At 64.1% G+C, this 16,085-nt stretch carries 14 protein-coding genes; 3 read left to right on the plus strand and 11 right to left on the minus strand.

Annotated elements, in window-relative coordinates:
- Positions 1-43 precede the first annotated feature (43 nt).
- The 8 genes from FBZ93_RS18045 to FBZ93_RS18080 all read right to left on the minus strand — a co-directional run bounded on the left by FBZ93_RS18045 (position 44) and on the right by FBZ93_RS18080 (position 10,904).
- Positions 44-1,288, minus strand: a complete 1,245-nt coding sequence (locus FBZ93_RS18045; RefSeq protein WP_146987229.1) for an SMP-30/gluconolactonase/LRE family protein — start codon at positions 1,286-1,288, stop codon at positions 44-46.
- A 413-nt stretch (positions 1,289-1,701) separates the two neighbouring features.
- Positions 1,702-2,325 (minus strand): flavin reductase family protein, encoded by a 624-nt coding sequence (locus FBZ93_RS18050; RefSeq protein WP_146987230.1) that lies wholly within the window; start codon positions 2,323-2,325, stop codon positions 1,702-1,704.
- 159 nt (positions 2,326-2,484) lie between these two features.
- A complete protein-coding gene (locus FBZ93_RS18055; protein ID WP_146987231.1) occupies positions 2,485-3,093 on the minus strand; it encodes a TetR/AcrR family transcriptional regulator in 609 nt (202 codons plus the stop codon).
- Between the two features lie 21 nt (positions 3,094-3,114).
- A complete protein-coding gene (locus FBZ93_RS18060) occupies positions 3,115-6,252 on the minus strand; it encodes an efflux RND transporter permease subunit (RefSeq protein WP_146987232.1) in 3,138 nt (1,045 codons plus the stop codon).
- Between the two features lie 125 nt (positions 6,253-6,377).
- Positions 6,378-7,484 carry an efflux RND transporter periplasmic adaptor subunit gene (locus FBZ93_RS18065; protein ID WP_146987233.1) on the minus strand — a complete coding sequence of 369 codons (1,107 nt, stop codon included), beginning with the start codon at positions 7,482-7,484 and terminating at the stop codon, positions 6,378-6,380.
- A 379-nt stretch (positions 7,485-7,863) separates the two neighbouring features.
- Positions 7,864-9,189, minus strand: a complete 1,326-nt coding sequence (locus FBZ93_RS18070) for an MFS transporter (RefSeq protein ID WP_146987234.1) — start codon at positions 9,187-9,189, stop codon at positions 7,864-7,866.
- A 203-nt stretch (positions 9,190-9,392) separates the two neighbouring features.
- Positions 9,393-10,556 carry a winged helix-turn-helix domain-containing protein gene (locus FBZ93_RS18075; protein ID WP_146987235.1) on the minus strand — a complete coding sequence of 388 codons (1,164 nt, stop codon included), beginning with the start codon at positions 10,554-10,556 and terminating at the stop codon, positions 9,393-9,395.
- Between the two features lie 105 nt (positions 10,557-10,661).
- Complete coding sequence (locus FBZ93_RS18080; RefSeq protein WP_146987236.1) at positions 10,662-10,904, minus strand: hypothetical protein; 243 nt, start codon at positions 10,902-10,904, stop codon at positions 10,662-10,664.
- A 151-nt stretch (positions 10,905-11,055) separates the two neighbouring features.
- Between FBZ93_RS18080 and FBZ93_RS18085 the strand changes: the two genes are divergently transcribed.
- Positions 11,056-11,688 (plus strand): OmpA family protein, encoded by a 633-nt coding sequence (locus FBZ93_RS18085; RefSeq protein ID WP_146987237.1) that lies wholly within the window; start codon positions 11,056-11,058, stop codon positions 11,686-11,688.
- A gap of 62 nt (positions 11,689-11,750) precedes the next feature.
- Here FBZ93_RS18085 and FBZ93_RS18090 read toward each other — a convergent pair whose 3' ends face one another.
- Positions 11,751-13,055: a phospholipid carrier-dependent glycosyltransferase gene (locus tag FBZ93_RS18090; protein ID WP_146987238.1), complete on the minus strand. Its 1,305-nt coding sequence runs from the start codon at positions 13,053-13,055 to the stop codon at positions 11,751-11,753.
- Positions 13,056-13,292: 237 nt separating this feature from the next.
- On the opposite strand from FBZ93_RS18090, the gene FBZ93_RS18095 reads away from it, so the two are divergent.
- Positions 13,293-13,997 carry a FecR family protein gene (locus FBZ93_RS18095; RefSeq protein ID WP_146987239.1) on the plus strand — a complete coding sequence of 235 codons (705 nt, stop codon included), beginning with the start codon at positions 13,293-13,295 and terminating at the stop codon, positions 13,995-13,997.
- Positions 13,998-13,999: 2 nt separating this feature from the next.
- Positions 14,000-15,166, plus strand: coding sequence for a hypothetical protein (locus tag FBZ93_RS18100; RefSeq protein WP_146987240.1), 1,167 nt, complete (start codon positions 14,000-14,002; stop codon positions 15,164-15,166).
- 77 nt (positions 15,167-15,243) lie between these two features.
- Here the strand turns inward: FBZ93_RS18100 and FBZ93_RS18105 are convergent, their stop codons facing one another.
- Positions 15,244-15,573 carry a hypothetical protein gene (locus FBZ93_RS18105; RefSeq protein ID WP_146987241.1) on the minus strand — a complete coding sequence of 110 codons (330 nt, stop codon included), beginning with the start codon at positions 15,571-15,573 and terminating at the stop codon, positions 15,244-15,246.
- Positions 15,574-15,745: 172 nt separating this feature from the next.
- A complete protein-coding gene (locus FBZ93_RS18110) occupies positions 15,746-16,066 on the minus strand; it encodes a ComEA family DNA-binding protein (RefSeq protein WP_146987242.1) in 321 nt (106 codons plus the stop codon).
- Positions 16,067-16,085 lie beyond the last annotated feature (19 nt).

A 16,085-nucleotide genomic window follows, 5' to 3' on the forward strand; every position in this document is an offset into this window, starting at 1 on the left:
TGCGCAAATCGACCTCTCCCCGCTGGGGAGAGGTGTGGTCAGATCAGGCAGGCCCAGCGCCCTGGGTCGCGGTATAGACCGCGTAGAGCGACTGGCTTGCGGCCATGAACAGGCGATTGCGCTTGGGGCCGCCGAAGGTGATGTTGCCGCAAACTTCGGGCAGCCGGATGCGGCCGAGCAGCTTGCCTTCCGGCGACCAGCACGTCACGCCGTTGTAGCCGACCGCACGGCCTGCATTGCTCGAGCACCAGACATTTCCGTTGACGTCGCAGCGGATGCCGTCCGGTCCGCACTTCACGCCGTCGATCGTGAAATCGCTGAACCGCTTGCCGTTAACAGGCTTGTTGTCGGGGCCGACATCGAACACGAAGACATCGCCTTTGCCACCCGCGCCGGTATCGCCCGGTCCCTTGCCGGTCGAGACGACATAGAGCTTCTTGTAGTCCGGCGAGAAGCAGATGCCGTTCGGATCCGGCACCTGGTCCTCGCTGACCACGAGATCGACGCGGCCGGAGGGATCGATGCGATAGCAATTGGTCGGCAGCTCGCGCTTGGCCGGCACGAAGCCCGCCGGCTGGCCGATCCGGGGATTGAGCTTGCCGGCGGAATTGCTTGGTCCGCCCGCGGCGTCAGGCTCGCCCTCATAGAGCTGGCCGCCATACGGCGGATCGGTGAACCAGTAGCTGCCGTCGGGATGCGCGACGATGTCGTTCGGGGAGTTCAGCCGCTTGCCTTGATAATTGTCGGCAAGCACCGTCGCAGTGCCGTCATTCTCGTAGCGCGTCACGCGGCGGGTGAGATGTTCGCAGGACAGCTGGCGGCCCTGGAAGTCGAACGAATTGCCGTTCGAATAGTTCGACGGCATCCGGAACACGCTGACATGGCCATCATCCTCAGACCAGCGCATCTGCCGGTTGTTGGGGATGTCGCTCCACAGGAGATAGCGGCCCTGCGAGCTCCAGGCCGGGCCCTCCGCCCACAGCAGGCCGGTATGGAGGCGCTTGATCGAGGTGTTGGGCTGGGCCAGATCGTTGAAGGACGGATCGACCGCGATGATGTCGGGGTCCCAGAAATAGGTGGTCGGCGCGCCGCGCGGGCTGAAGTCGCGCGGCGGGCTGGTGATGGTTGTCGGCGGCCCGACCGGCGCCGGCGCATTCTGGGCCAGCGCGCCACTGACGCCGGTTGCGGCAGCAGCCGCCCCCACCGCCAATCCCTGGACTAGTGTTCGCCGTGAAACGTTCGGATCGCGCCGCTCTTCTGTTGGATTGCTCCGCGGTTGGCGTGTCATCGCATCCTCCCACTCTGTTGACCGGCCGTTGATCCGGCCTGGCGCGCGGGAGGTTAGACTGCTCGCCCCGAGGTTGCGAGTGACGGATTTTCATCACGGCGCGCGGAAATTTCACATTGTCGTGGTTTCCGCTTCCGTCATTGGGGGCGAGAAGGCAAAGCGCTGTACTCGCCACAAGCCCTCTTCGTTCGTTTGATGCATACGTCGCGCCACATTTACAACTGTCGTCCCTGCGAACGCAGGGACCCATACGCCGCGGCGGGTGTTGTGAATGGGGCTCGTCATTCCAGCATAATGCAACAATGAACATTCGTGGTTATGGGTCCCTGCTTTCGCAGGGACGACACTGAGTGTGTTGCGCAATGTGTGAGGCAAATGTCCGTTGGCTCGCAATGACGGTTACATGGACTGGCTCAATCCGGCCGGATCATCTCGAACATGTTTTCCGGCTTGATCTCGAAATAGTCACCTCTCCGGCCGGCGCGGACGATCGGGTGCGCGAGACCGGTCTGGTAGACGCCGTCCTTGATGAAGGCCTTGTCGATGTGGACGGCGACGACCTCGCCGAGCGTCAGCCAGGCCTCGGCCTTCTTGCCGTCGGCGCCCTGGAGCTGGATGATCTGGCTCACCTTGCATTCGAACGACACCGGGCTTTCGGCGACGCGCGGCACGTTGACGAGCTTGCCGGGTACCTGCGTCAGGCCTGCGAGCTTGAACTCGTCGACATCGCGCGCGACATGCGCCGCGGTCGCGTTCATGTGCTTGGCCAGATCCATCGTCGCCAGATTCCAGACGAACTCGCCGGTGTCCTGGATGTTGGCGACGCTGTCCTTCCAGTTGGTGGAGGAGAAGCCGATGATCGGCGGCACGTAGCAGAAGGCGTTGAAGAAGCTGTAGGGCGCGAGGTTGACGTTGCCGCCCTTGTCACGCGAGGCGATCCAGCCGATCGGCCGCGGCGCCACGATGGCGTTGAACGGATCGTGCTTCAGGCCGTGGCCGTTCTTCGGCTCGTAGAAATGCAGGTCTTTCGCGGTCACGGTGCAGCCCCTTTGGTAGCCCGGATGGAGCGCAGCGCAATCCGGGGCGATCTCGCAAGCGGATCAATACCCGGATTGCGCTGCGCTCCATCCGGGCTACAACGTCGCTTCGCTCGCAATGACGGGAGAGTCAACTGACGAAAACGTCAGCCCTGGCGCTCAATGGGCGCGGGCGCGCGGAGACAGGCCGGCGATCACGAAATCGATCATCTGGTCGATGGTCGGACCTGGCTTGGTGGCGCATTGGGCGATCATCTGCGGGTGGAAGAACCGCATCATCGCCGTGCAGGCGCACAGCGCGGCAACCTCGAGATCATCGACCTCGAACTCCCCCGACGCCATGCCCTGCGCTATCACCTCGCCGATGGTGTTGCCGATCAGCTCGATATGGGCGACGCAGACCTCCCAGTCCTCCTGCATCGCGATCTCGACCATCTCGTGCATCTTGGAATCGCCGACATAGCGCTCGGTGTTCATCCGATTGATGGTCGTCATCATCTGCCGCAGGCGCGTCGCGGCCGGCCCCTCCGACCGCGCGATCCGCTGCGCCTCGATCTCGACCTCGCCCATCAGGCCGCGCGCCACGCCTTCGTGGATCGACTTCTTCGAATCGAAGAAGCGGTACACGTTGGCGGGGCTCATCCGCAGCTCTTTGGCGATGTCGGCGACCGTGGTCTTCTGGTAGCCGATCTGCCGGAACAAGCGCTCCGCCACCACGAGAATCCGTTCGCGGGTGTCGGTTTCGCTATGTTCCGAGATCAGTGTCATGTTGGCCTGCTCAATCTTCAATTATTCGGCCGCCTCAGCAAGTGGAAATGCGAGTTGTCCTTTTCCCGCATGCTGCGGCGCAGTATCGGTCTGCTCGGGGCCGCTCTCCTCGAGGGTCTTGCGGAACCAGAGGGCGTAAAGGCCCGGCAGATACAGCAAGGTCAGGAAGGTCGCAACAAACAAACCGCCCATGATGGTGATCGCCATCGGGCCCCAGAACGCCGAGCGCGACAGCGGGATCATGGCGAGGATCGCGGCGAGCGCGGTCAGCACCACCGGCCGGGCGCGCCGGACGGTGGCCTCGACGATCGCCTCCCGGCGGGTCAGGCCGGACGCCACGTCGCTCTCGATCTGATCGACCAGGATGACCGTGTTGCGCATGATCATGCCGGCGAGCGCGATCAGGCCGAGCAGCGCCACGAAGCCGAACGGCTGGTTGGCGACGTTGAGCCCCAGCGAGGCGCCGACGATGCCGAGCGGCGCGGTCAGGAACACCAAGGTCAGGCGCGAGAAGCTCTGCAGCTGGATCATCAGGAGCGTCAGCATCACCATCACCATCACGGGGAAGAGGATGAAGATCGACGCATTGCCCTTGGCGGATTCCTCGAACGCGCCGCCCGGCTCGATCCGGTAGGCCGGCTCGAGATGGGCTTGGATATCCTTCAGCTTCGGCGAGATCTGGTTGGTGACGTCGGGCGCCTGCACGCCGTCGACGACATCCGAGCGCACCGTGATCGCCATGTCGCGGTTGCGCCGCCACAGGATCGGTTCCTCATGCGCATACTCGATCTTGGCAATTTGCTGCAGCGGGACCGCCACACCATTGCGTGACGTGATGGTGAGGTCGCCGACCCGGCCGAGATCGAGCCGTTCGGACTGGACCGCACGGGCGACCACGCCGACCTTCTCGATGCCGTCGCGGATCGTGGTGACCGGCGCGCCCGAGATCAGCATCGCCAGCGCCTGCGAGACGTCCTGCGGGGTCAGGCCGAGCGCGCGCGCCCGGTCCTGGTCGACGGCAAGCTTCAGATAGGGCGACTGCTCGTTCCAGTCGAGCTGGACGTCCTTGACGTTCTTGTTCTGGCGCATGATGTCGCGCACCTGGTAGGCGATGTCGCGCACCTTGTTGGCGTCCGGCCCGATCACGCGGAACTGGACCGGGAAGCCGACCGGCGGACCGAAGTTGAAGCGATCGACCCGGACCCGTGCCTCGTTCAGCGCGCCGTCGGCGGCGGCCTGCTCGATCTTCGCCTTGACGCGCTCGCGCGCCTCGACGTTCTTGGCGAGGATCACGATCTCGGCGAACGCCTCGTTCGGCAGCTGCGGGTTGAGGCCGAGCCAGAAGCGCGGCGAGCCCTGGCCGACATAGGCGGTGTAGGTCGCAATGTCCTGGTCGCCCTTCAGCAGCCCTTCGGCCTGCTTCACCGCCTTCTCGGTGACGTTGAAGGCCGTGCCCTCGGGCAGGCGGAGCTGCAGGAACAGCTCGGGCCGCTCCGACAGCGGGAAGAACTGCTGCTGGACGTGACCGAAGCCCACGATCGCGGCAACGAACACACCGACGGTCGCCGCCACCACCTTGATGCGGTGATCGACGCACCACTGCACGACGCTGCGCAGGCCACGATACATCCGCGTCTCGTAGATCGCGTGCGGATCGTGGTTTTGGTGCACCTTGATGTTCGGCAGCAGCTTGACGCCGATATAGGGCGTAAAGATCACCGCAACGAACCAGGAGGCGACCAGCGCGATCGCCACGATCCAGAAAATGCCGCCGGCATATTCGCCGACCGCCGAATTGGCAAAGCCGATGGGGAGGAAGCCAGCGGCCGTGACCAGCGTCCCCGTGAGCATCGGAAACGCAGTAGATTCCCAGGCAAAGGACGCCGCCTTCATGCGGTCCCAGCCCTGTTCCATTTTCACCACCATCATCTCGACCGCGATGATGGCGTCGTCGACCAGCAGGCCGAGCGCGATGATCAGCGCGCCGAGCGTGATGCGGTGCAGGTCGAGCGACATCGCGTTCATCACGATGAAGACGATGCCGAGCACCAGCGGCACCGACAGCGCCACCACGATGCCGGTGCGCCAGCCGAGCGCGACAAAGGAGACGAACAGCACGATCGCGAGCGCCTCGACGAAGGAGTGCACGAACTCGCCGACGGCGTGCTCGACCACCTTGGGCTGGTCGGCGATCTGCTGGACGTCGATGCCCTGCGGCACCGCCTTCATGAACTCGGCGGTCGCCTGCTGCACTTCCTTGCCGAGCTCGAGGATGTTGGCGCCCTTGGCGGTGACGACGCCGATGCCGAGCGCGGGCTTGCCTTCCTGACGGACCTTGAAGCTCGGCGGATCGACATAGCCGTGGCTGACGGTTGCGATATCGCCGAGCCGGAACACGCGGCCGTTGCTCTCGACCGGCGTTTCGGCAACCGCCTTGACGCCGTCAAGCGCGCCGGTGACGCGCAGCGGCACGCGCTGCGACGAGGTCTCGACCGTGCCGGCCGGCGTGACGTTGTTCTGCTTGGCGAGCGAGTCGAACAGCGCCTGCGGCGTGATGCCGAGGGTCGCGAGCTTGGCGTGCGAGAACTCGACGAAGATGCGTTCGTCCTGGGTGCCATAGAGGTCGATCTTGGTGACACCCGGCACCTTCAGCAGGCGCTGGCGGAAGCCTTCGGCGACCTTCTTGAGCTGCGCGTAATTGGCGCCGTCGCCGGTCATCATATAGAGGATCGAATCGACGTCGGAGAATTCGTCGTTCACGACAGGACCGAGGATGCCGGAGGGCAGCTCGCCCTGCACGTCGACCAGCTTCTTGCGCAGCAGGTAGAAGAGATAGGGCACGTCCTTCGGCGAGGTCGAATCCTTGAAGGAGACCTGCATCGCCGTGAAGCCCGGCTTGGAATAGGTCTGCACCTTGTCGAAGAACGGCAGCTCCTGCAGCTTCTTCTCGATCGGATCGGCGACCTGCATCTGCATTTCCTGCGAGGTCGCGCCCGGCCACATTACCGAGACGTTCACCACCTTGACGGTGAAGAACGGATCCTCGGCACGGCCGAGCTTCTCATAGGAGAAGAAGCCGGCGGCGCCGAGGATGATCATCAGGAACAGCACCAGCGTCGGATGGCTGACCGCCCAGGCCGAAAGGTTGAAGCGCTTCATCGAACTCTCCAGGTCCAAATCGTCTCGACTTCAATCGTCATTGCGAGCGAAGCGAAGCAATCCATTTCTTCAGCACGCGGCGACGTGGATTGCTTCGTCGCTTCGCTCCTCGCAATGACGCGGGACTAGAACGACAGCGACGACACGACCCGCACCTTCTGGCTCGGATCGAGTTTCTGCACGCCGAGGGCGACCACCTTGGCGCCGTCGTCGACGCCGCCGGAGATGACGACATTGTTGCTCTCATAGGCCTTCACCTTGACCGGCTTCAGCGCGATGTCGCCCTTGTCGTCGACGATGTAGAGCGAGGGATCGCCGCCCTGGCTGTACAGCGCCGACAGCGGCAGCTTCGCCACCCGCTCGCTCGCCTTGTCGGCCAGGGTCAGCGTCGCGGTCATGCCGAGCGAGACCGCCTCGTCGGCGTCCGGCAGCGAGAATTTTGCGAGATAGGTGCGGGTGGCGGGATCGGCCTGCGGCGCGACCTCGCGCAGCTTCGCGGCATAGGTCTTCTTGGCGTCCGACCATAGCGTCACCGTGGCAACGCCCGACCTGGCACGAGCAAGAAGCGTCTCTGGGATCGCGACGACAGCTTCCTTCTCGCCAAGTCGGGCGACGCGGATCGAAGCCTGGCCCGCGGCAACCACCTGGCCGGGCTCGATCATGGTCGCTGTGACGACACCCCGGGTGTCGGCCACCAGCGTTGCATAAGAGAGGGAGTTCTTGGTCAGCTCGACCGAGCGCTCGGCGCGGTTCAGCCGCGCCCGCGCCTCGTCGCCGGCCGCCTTGGCGGAATCGAGCGCCGCATCGGTGGTCCAGCCCTTGGCCTTCAGGTCCTTGGCGCGCTGCTCGGCGGCGGCGGCCTGCGCCAGCACGCCGGTGGCGGCCTGGAATTCGGCCTCGGCCTGCTCGGCCTGCAGCTTCAGGTCGACCTCGTCGAGGGTGGCCAAGGGCTGGTCGACGTCGACTGTCTGTCCGACCTCGACCAGCCGCTTGGCCACCTTGCCGGCAACCCGAAAGCCCATATCGGCTTCGATACGGGGCTTGATGGTGCCGACAAAGCTGCGCTCAGGGGTTTCAGCTTCGTAGTGGACGGTCGCCACCAGAACGGGGCGTCCCGGCTCGGCGGTTTCGGCCGCCTTTTCATTGCAGCCGGTCAGCGCGAACACCGCAAAAGCAAGCGATGCTCCCGTCAAGAGCCTGTAATAGCTCGAGAAAATGGAACGGCCGAACATCTGAATTCTCCATCGGGCTGATGACTGATGAAGAGTATCGATTTATCACTGATGAATGTCAATAATCGTCAGCAGTAACCTATTCGTGAGGAGCGCCGTGAACAGCGCGGCATTTCCGGGTGTAGAGCCTTGGAAGTCGAGACTTGGAAAAGACTTGGAAGATGGCCAGCCCGGATGAACCGAAGCGAAACCCGGGACTGTGCATGGGGTTGTTTTCGATTTTTCGAGCCCGGCGGCTGGATCACGCAACCACCGTCCCATGGGCCCGGCATGTCCGCGCCAGAAATCGTAGGATGGGTGGAGCGCACTGATACCCATCAATCCCGCCGCGGACACCGAACGATGGGTATCGCTTCGCTCCACCCATCCTACGCAGGATCTACTTCGCGTCGGCGAACTCGGTCTTGGTCTCGTGGCTGCCGAGGAAAACCAAGAGGCCGGCCGCGAGCGGCAGCAGCGAAAGTACCAATAGACCGGTCGAGGTGCTGCCGGTCGCCTCCTTCACCCAGCCGATCAGATAGGGTCCGCCGAAACCGGCGAGGTTGCCGATCGAGTTGATCAGCGCGATCGCGCCGGCGGCCGCGGTGCCGGACAGCCAGGCAGTCGGCAGCGTCCAAAACACCGCGAAGGTGCAGAACACCCCGATCGCGGCGACCGTCAGCACGACCATCGTCATGGTCGGATCGGTGATGTAGCTGGAGACGGCGAGCGCCAGCGCCGTGAGCAAGAGCGGCGCGCCGACATGAAACACGCGCTCCCGCGTCGCATCCGAACGACGCGCCCACAGGATCATCGCGACGGTGCCGAACGCATAGGGGATCGCGGTGACGAAGCCGGTCTGCGCGTTGGTCAGGCCGAACGCCTTGACGATCTGCGGCAGCCAGAACTGCATGCCGTAGAGCGAGGCGACGAAGCCGAAATAGATCGCGCTGAGCGCCAGCACCTTCGGCGAGGACAGCGCCTCGAACAGCGTGAAGTGCTTCGCCGCCTGCTTGGCCGCGACCTCGGCGTCGAGCTTCGCCTTCAGCCACGTCTTCTGCTCCGCCGAGAGCCAGTCGGCCTTCTCGGGCCGGTCGGTCAGATAGAACCAGGTGACGATGCCGAGCAGCACCGAGGGGATGCCCTCGATGACGAACAGCCACTGCCAGCCCTTCAGCCCCATCACGCCGTCGAGGCCGAGCAGCAGGCCAGAGATCGGCGCGCCGATCGCGGTCGAAACCGGGACGGCGATCGCGAAGGCGGCGAGAAAGCGCGCGCGATACTCGGCCGGATACCAATAGGTCAGATAGAGGATGATGCCGGGGAAGAAGCCGGCCTCGGCCACGCCGAGGAAGAAGCGTAGCGCGTAGAAGCTGTGCTCGTCATAGACCGCCGCCATCAACGCCGAGAGGATGCCCCAGCTCACCATGATGCGGGCGATCCACTTGCTGGCGCCGAACCGCTCCAGCGCCAGATTGCTCGGCACCTCGAAGACGAAATATCCGATGAAGAAGATGCCGGCGCCGAAGGAGAATACCAAGGGCGAGAACTTCAGCTCGGCATTCATGGTGAGCGCCGCGAAGCTGAGATTGACGCGGTCGAGATAGGAGAAGAAGTAAGCCAGGATCAGGAACGGGATCAGCCGCCAGGAGATCGCGCGGATCGTGGACGTCTCGATCTCGCTGCGGGCGCCGCGATCGGGCGCGACGGTTGCGGTCTGGCTCATCTGTTTCCCCCAGGCTGTTGCTTGCGTCCAGGATTATTGGCTGACCCCGGATTGAGCAATGGCAAATACTATTAGCTCACAGCCCAGATGGGAAACCATCCGTCATTGCGAGCGAAGCGAAGCAATCCATCGATCCGCATACGCGGACGGATGGATTGCTTCGTCGCTCCGCTCCTCGCAATGACGAGCGGAGAGAATGTGCCCTACTCCGCCAACTGGAATCGCGCGAAGCGGTCGAGCTCCTCCTCTATGCGGCGCTTCAGCTCCTTGCGCCCCGCCTGCTTCTTGCCGTTGCCGACCCAGCTCCATTTCTGCATCAGCAGCTTCTTGTTCTGCCGATCGGTCTTGAGGTCGAGGGCGGCGACGATGTCGTCGCCGACCAGCACCGGCAGCGCGAAATAGCCGAACAGGCGCTTCTCCTTCGGCACATAGGCCTCGAAGCGGTGGCCGTAGTCGAAGAACAGCTCGGTGCGCTTGCGCTGGATGATCAGGGGATCAAACGGCGAGAGGATGTGAACCAAGGCCGGATCACCCTCGCCGGTCGCTTCCAGCACCTCGGGTCGCGCCCAATGCTCCTGCTTGCCGGCGCCGTCGAGCGCGATCCGCACCAGCTCCTTGCGGCGAACCCTCGCCTCGATCAGGCTGCGCACCACCTTTTTGCTCGGCGCGTCCAGATGGCAGATCGAGTCCAGGCTGACGATGCCCTGCGAGCGCAGCGCGCGGTCGAGCAGGTAGGCCGTCCGGGCCGCAGCCGGCGCGGGCTTCGGCGGCTTGTCCCAGCCGAAATGCCTGCCCATCAGCTCGTAGGTCTTCAGCATGCCGGCGCGTTCGCTGATCGTGACCACGCCGCCATAGAAGGCGAGCTGCAGCGCACGCTTGGAGGGTTTCCGGCTCTGCCAGAGATGCTCCTTCTCGGTCAGCACGTCGTCTTCGATGTCGCGGATGGTGAGCGGACCCTCGCGCAGCAGCCGCATGATCTTGCGCGTATCCGCAGGGGTCACCGACGAATACCATTTGTGGCCATCGCGCTTATGCGCCTTCATGAGCGGCAGGAAGATGCCGATGTCCTTGGACGGAATGTAGGACAGCGCGTGCGTCCAATATTCGAACACGCTCTTGTCCTGGCTCTGCGCCTGCTTGAGGTCGGCGCGGCGGTAGTCCGGAATCCTGCTGAACAGGATATGGTGATGGCAGCGCTCGATCACGTTGATGGTGTCGATCTGCACATAGCCGAGATGGTCGACGGCGGCCGCCACCGCTGACGCACCCTCCCCGAACGGCGCCGTTGTATCGAGCCGCTGCGCGCGCAGCCAGATGTGGCGGGCAGCAGCATTGTTCAGGGATAAGGGTTCGGCGGCGCGGGGCATTGCCCAGGCAATGTAGTGAGATTCGCGCCGCTGTGGAGAGCGGCGCGAGCGAAATCAGCCGTGCATGATCATCGCCCCTGGACGTTGGGCGGCGCTTCGGGCCGCCTACTGCGATCCAACGGCCCGCCGCAACCACGGAACGTCCGCCATCGCCGCCGCGAGCGCGGCGCTTTCCTCATGGAAGACCCGGGACGAATGACCGCCGACCGGAAACCAGCCGCGGCCATCTTCCACGTCCCGCCGATACTCCTCGAAGCCAACAGTCCGATCCGGCCGAACGAAGATATCGATGCAGCGCGAGGCACCCTCGTCATTGATCGAGCGAAGGACGCGATTGACGTGGGCCATGATGTCCTCCTCTCCGCCACGCGCCCCTGCCGAGGGCCGGCCTATCCGACCGTGACCTAGATCACATTCCCGGCTTTGAACCCGTCCTAGGTTCCCAGCATCAAAACGATAGCAGCCGGATTGGCTGGCCGGACATTTAAGGACCAAAACCATGACCCGCTCTCATTCCTTGTCTTTTTTGACAATCGGCGCTGCGCTGTCGATGACGGCGGGCGTCGCACTGGCCGGCAGCGACACCGTTCCAGCCGCCCAGATCCTCAATGCGCTGAAGCCGAAGTCGGCCACCCGCAGCCTCTCCGCCGGCACGCAGGTCGACCCGGCCGCTTCGGCCAAGGAGGCAAGCTTCCTCAACAGCGTGCGCAACCGGCAGACCCGCTCGCTGTCATTGGGCGGACGCCAGGAGATCGCCGACATCGCCGCCAACAAGCCGAAGATCGATCTGGAGATTCACTTCGACTACAACTCGGCGGAGATCGCCAAGGGCTCGGCCCAGGCGGTGCAGGAGCTCGGCAAGGCGCTGTCGGATGCCAGCATGAAGGGCTCGACCTTCATCCTCGCCGGCCACACCGATGCGATCGGCAGCGAGGCCTATAACCAGGACCTCTCGGAGCGCCGCGCTGACACCATCAAGACCTATCTGGTCGAGCATTACGGCCTGAACGGCTCCGATCTCGTGACCGTCGGCTATGGCAAGACCCGGCCGAAGGACCCGAACGCACCGATGGACCCGACCAATCGCCGCGTGCAGGTCGTCAACATGGATACCAAGACGGCGCAGCAGTAATCTCCCGAACGTCCGATCCGCCTGTCAGACCCCGGCAGGCGGATCACTTGTTTCGGAGGGATTCAAATCCAGTTCTGGAACAGCATCAGCCGATTGAAGGTCGCGATCGAGGTCTCGATCGCGGCGACCGTGATCGGCAGCATCGCGATGAAGCCCGCGCATCCGACGGCGACGAAGGCCCACAGCAGCCAGCGCGGCGCGCCCTTGCGCGTCAAGGCGTAGACCAGCACGAAGCTCGCGGTGGTCGCCGCCGGCAGATAGTAATAGATGAAGCCGAGCGTGCGCGGCAGCAGCGCCCAGGCGAGATACGGACCGAGATAGAACGCAAGCACGAGAAACGCATCGCGGCCGCGGGCGACGATCCAGTCGCGCAGCGCGACGATCAGCGCGATCAATGCCGGCCACAGCACCAGCGGATTGCCGAGAAACACGACCGCCGCGAACCTGTCATCGCCGACCTTCTCGAACAGATACCAGACCGGGCGCACCAGGAACGGCCAGGACGGCCATGAGCTCATATAGGTGTGGCCCGCAATCGCGGTCGTGGTGTTGTCGGCAAAGATCCGGCGCTGCGCCTCGATGATGTCGCTGAACGAGAGGCCGTAGAGCGGCACGAAGGTCGCGAGATAGACCGCCGCCGGAATCAGCACGAAACACACGATGAAGTGCCGAAGACGGAAGTCCGGCCAGAGGTCCGGCCGGTACCAATCCTCCGCATTGGCGTCGGCGAAGCGCGCGCGCCAGCCCTGCATCAGGCGGATCATCACGACGATCGCGATGCAGGTCGCAAGCACGAACAACCCGCTCCATTTGCAGGCACACGCCAGCCCCGCGGCCAATCCCGCCAGCGCGAAGGCAGACTGCGGCCGCGCTTGCCTGAAGCCATGGATGAAAGCTGCAATCGCGAACAGACAGAACGCGAGCGCGAAAATATCCAGCATCGCGATCCGCGACTGCACGAACAGCATCTGGTTGAAGAAGGCGAGCAGCATGGCAGCGATCGCGCGTTCCTGCGACGCGAACAGCGCGAGCGCGCCGAGATAGACGGCGACCAGCGCCAGCGTGCCGAACAGCGCCGCGGGATAGCGCCATCCGAGCGGCACATCGCCGAACGCCTTGATCGAGAGCGCGATAATCTCCTTGGCAAGCGGCGGATGCATCGGATTGAGAATCGGGCCCTCGAGCACCGGCTGGAGCATCTGCCGCGCCGCCGGCACGTAGTGCACCTCGTCGAAATAGAGCTTGTCCGGCGCCGTGATCCCGAGCAGCAGCACGACATGGGCGACGACGAAGATGATCGCCGCGACGATCGCCGTGCGGGCGGCGGGACGCCGCAGAGCTGAGGGAGATTTGGATGCGATGATCAAAGGGCGAGCACGTGGAGGAGAACGAGTGTGAGCGAAGTGTGAGCTACGGTCGCGCCGTTGCACGCGACGCGTGTGAACTGTGTGATCGGAACTCACTTTCACAACCGCAGCGTTGAACGCAATCGAATCGACAGAGACTAACCATCCAGTCACCTCGGGGAAGTTTGTGACATATATACAATATCAGATGCATGTCCGATCCGGTACGATGACTCCGTTCAATCGATCGGTATTGCAATGAATTCGTCTCGCAGCCTTTTTTCCCTGCTTGCACTCGGTCTTTTCGTCGCCCTGACGGCGCATCCCGCTCAGGCGCAGACCCGCGTCGGCGAAGCGGCGATGGTGAAGAACGAGGTTCTCCGCATTGCAGCTGCAACCACGCCGATCAATGTCGGCGACGCGCTGCTGCGCGATGAGACGGTGCGCACCGGCCTCGAAAGCGCCGCGCGGCTGGTGATGGCCGACAGCACCAACCTCTCGCTCGGGCCGAATGCCTCGCTGAAGCTCGACCGCACCGTGTTCGACGACGAGCATCATTATCGCGATGTCGCGATCCGCCTCACCTCGGGTGCATTCCGCTTCGTCACCGGCCACTCGGACAAGGCGGCTTACAAGATCACCACACCGCTTGCGACCATCGGTGTTCGCGGCACGGTGCTCGATATCCTGTCACAGCGCGGCAAGACCACCGTGGTGTTGCAGGAAGGCGCTTCGACCGTGTGCACATCGAGCCGGCAATGCATCGACCTGACCCAACCCGGCGACACCGCGATCATCACTTCGAGCGGCGGCCGCACCACGATCCAGAAGACCAACAACCCGCCTTGGACCTTTGCGGCGACCTGTACCCAGGCCGCGGGGCTTTGCACCGTCACCCAGTTCGCGGATGCGTCACCGGCGACGCCGCCGGTCGACGACACCGGAATGCTGTGCGGACGGTGACGATGGCACGGCGCATCCATCACGTGGTCCTGTCGACGGCTCTGACGTTGGCGCTGTCGGTCGCGATGCTGCAGGCGCTGGCTGCGCCGGCTCAGGCACAGACTCCAACGCCGAACTGCACGTCGATTCCCGATACCAACCTGTCAGCATTTGTGTCGTCGAACTGTGGAGCGACGCCCACGCCGACGCCCACCCCCACGCCGACACCTACTCCCACGCCAACACCGACGCCCACGCCGACCCCGACGCCGAGCCCGTCGCCGACACCGATCACCGGCGCGCCGTCGAGCGGCAGTTCGATCAACAACCTCGCCGACCAGCGCTTCAACCAGATGATCACCAACCGCGTGCTCGGATCGGTGCTGCTCGGCGTCAACGAGCAGGTCAATTGCGACGACTGCATCAGTGCGTTCGGCGCCGCCGGCTCGTTCTCGGCCGGCATCCATGGCCGCAAGACCATCACGCCGAACCTGTCGCTGCTCGCCGGCATCGCCTACACGCAATATGGCGAGGGCGGCTACAACGTCACCAGCGCGCCGATCGGCGCCTTCGCGCTGCGCTATGACTTCGTCGACTGGGGCTCGTCGCGGCCGTTCTTCGACATCGGCAGCATCCTCTCGCCGTCGGAGAAGGTGCGCTACACCCGCAGCTACACGACCAGCCTCGGCCCGGTGTCGGTCACCGGCCAGACCTCGAGCGAGAATTACGGCGTGTACGGGCGCGCGGGCTGGATCAGCCGGCTGTCGGCGCGTGACGAGGTCGCGGCCTCGGTCGAGGTCTGGCAGCTCTGGCAGCGGGTCAAGGGCTACAGCGATCCGGCTGTCGCCTTCAATCCGTTCGATGCCACCATCGCCGACGGCACCGATCGCACCAGCCTGGTCAAGATCGGCGGCCAGTGGACGCATCTGTTCGGATCGAGCATCGAAACCAACATCAATGGCGGCTGGGTGCAATCCTTCGCCACCCATTCCGGCATCGTCGCCACCGTCACCGGCGATGGCACCATCGTGCCGACGATCGGCAATCAGGGCTGGTTCGAATATGGCGGCCGCGTCGGCTTCCGCATCACCAAGGGCTGGATCGCCGACCTCTTCCTCAACGGTACCGCCGGACCACAGCCGGTCGGCAACACGGTGCACGGCGGCGTCGGGCTGCGGATCAGCTACTAGGACGAGAGCCCCGTCCGCATCCCTTCCCGGCTAGCGGATCCCACCGCCGCTAGCCGCGGTCTCACAACGATCGACGTTCAATCGTTGTCCCAGTAGCCATCCGAGTACCCTTCGCGGTACCCGTATGAATAGCCGCGATCATATCCGCCCGGATATTCATCGCCGTAATCGTACACGTGACGATGGTAGCGGACGACGGGGGCAGGCGAATAATAGTCCCTCTCGTAGACATAGGCTCGAGCCGCACGCGAGGTCATGGTGGAGCCCAGCAGGGCGCCGACGGCCAGGCCGCCAACGATGCCGACGGCCACGGCGTCTGCGCGCCGGCCGCGGGCGGTGGCTTCCGTCGACGCAAGACACCCCATCGCGATGACCGCGGCGGTCGTGAGAACAGCTATTCGTTTCATTCACGCATATCCTTGTTTGAGTTCGAGAACCGCGCAGGCCGGTGGCAGCGATCGACCATCGCGCTTACCGCAGGATGACGTCGCCGCGCGACCGGCATCCTGCTCCGCCGTGCCCTCGAGTCCTCTTGTCGGTTCATCCGCGCCGGATGGCCGGCGCGCCAATGGAGAGCCTCTAGAACGTGACGAGGTCCTTGATCTCGCTGCGGACAAATCGCGGCACAACCCGTCTGCCCACGAAGTCGTTCCAGTCCTTGAACTTCGACTTCGTTCTCGCCTCCGTGATTGCAGTCACGGCGCGAACGCTGAGATGCGGAAGCTTGACCAATTCGCTGACAGGAGCGGTGTTGAGGTTGATCTTTTCGGTCCGGCCGACGGGCTCTCGTGCCGCGGGTGCCTGGCGGGTTGAGCCGGTGATTGATGGAGATGTCTGCGCGAGCGCGGTCGCACCGATGATACAAACACTGAGGCAGATGCAAACGAACCGAGTAAACATGGACCGTTGTCCTTCGTGA

It is taken from the genome of Bradyrhizobium macuxiense (assembly GCF_007993935.1).
GTDB classification, from domain to species: domain Bacteria; phylum Pseudomonadota; class Alphaproteobacteria; order Rhizobiales; family Xanthobacteraceae; genus Bradyrhizobium; species Bradyrhizobium macuxiense_A.

Bases quoted from the DNA above. Each gene is read 5' to 3' on its own strand.
- FBZ93_RS18045 (WP_146987229.1), bottom strand. From the start codon at position 1,288: ATGACACGCCAACCGCGGAGCAATCCAACAGAAGAGCGGCGCGATCCG.
- FBZ93_RS18055 (WP_146987231.1), bottom strand. From the start codon at position 3,093: ATGACACTGATCTCGGAACATAGCGAAACCGACACCCGCGAACGGATT.
- FBZ93_RS18060 (WP_146987232.1), bottom strand. From the start codon at position 6,252: ATGAAGCGCTTCAACCTTTCGGCCTGGGCGGTCAGCCATCCGACGCTG.
- FBZ93_RS18065 (WP_146987233.1), bottom strand. From the start codon at position 7,484: ATGTTCGGCCGTTCCATTTTCTCGAGCTATTACAGGCTCTTGACGGGA.
- FBZ93_RS18070 (WP_146987234.1), bottom strand. From the start codon at position 9,189: ATGAGCCAGACCGCAACCGTCGCGCCCGATCGCGGCGCCCGCAGCGAG.
- FBZ93_RS18075 (WP_146987235.1), bottom strand. From the start codon at position 10,556: ATGCCCCGCGCCGCCGAACCCTTATCCCTGAACAATGCTGCTGCCCGC.
- FBZ93_RS18080 (WP_146987236.1), bottom strand. From the start codon at position 10,904: ATGGCCCACGTCAATCGCGTCCTTCGCTCGATCAATGACGAGGGTGCC.
- FBZ93_RS18085 (WP_146987237.1), top strand. From the start codon at position 11,056: ATGACCCGCTCTCATTCCTTGTCTTTTTTGACAATCGGCGCTGCGCTG.
- FBZ93_RS18095 (WP_146987239.1), top strand. From the start codon at position 13,293: ATGAATTCGTCTCGCAGCCTTTTTTCCCTGCTTGCACTCGGTCTTTTC.
- FBZ93_RS18100 (WP_146987240.1), top strand. From the start codon at position 14,000: ATGGCACGGCGCATCCATCACGTGGTCCTGTCGACGGCTCTGACGTTG.
- FBZ93_RS18105 (WP_146987241.1), bottom strand. From the start codon at position 15,573: ATGAAACGAATAGCTGTTCTCACGACCGCCGCGGTCATCGCGATGGGG.
- FBZ93_RS18110 (WP_146987242.1), bottom strand. From the start codon at position 16,066: ATGTTTACTCGGTTCGTTTGCATCTGCCTCAGTGTTTGTATCATCGGT.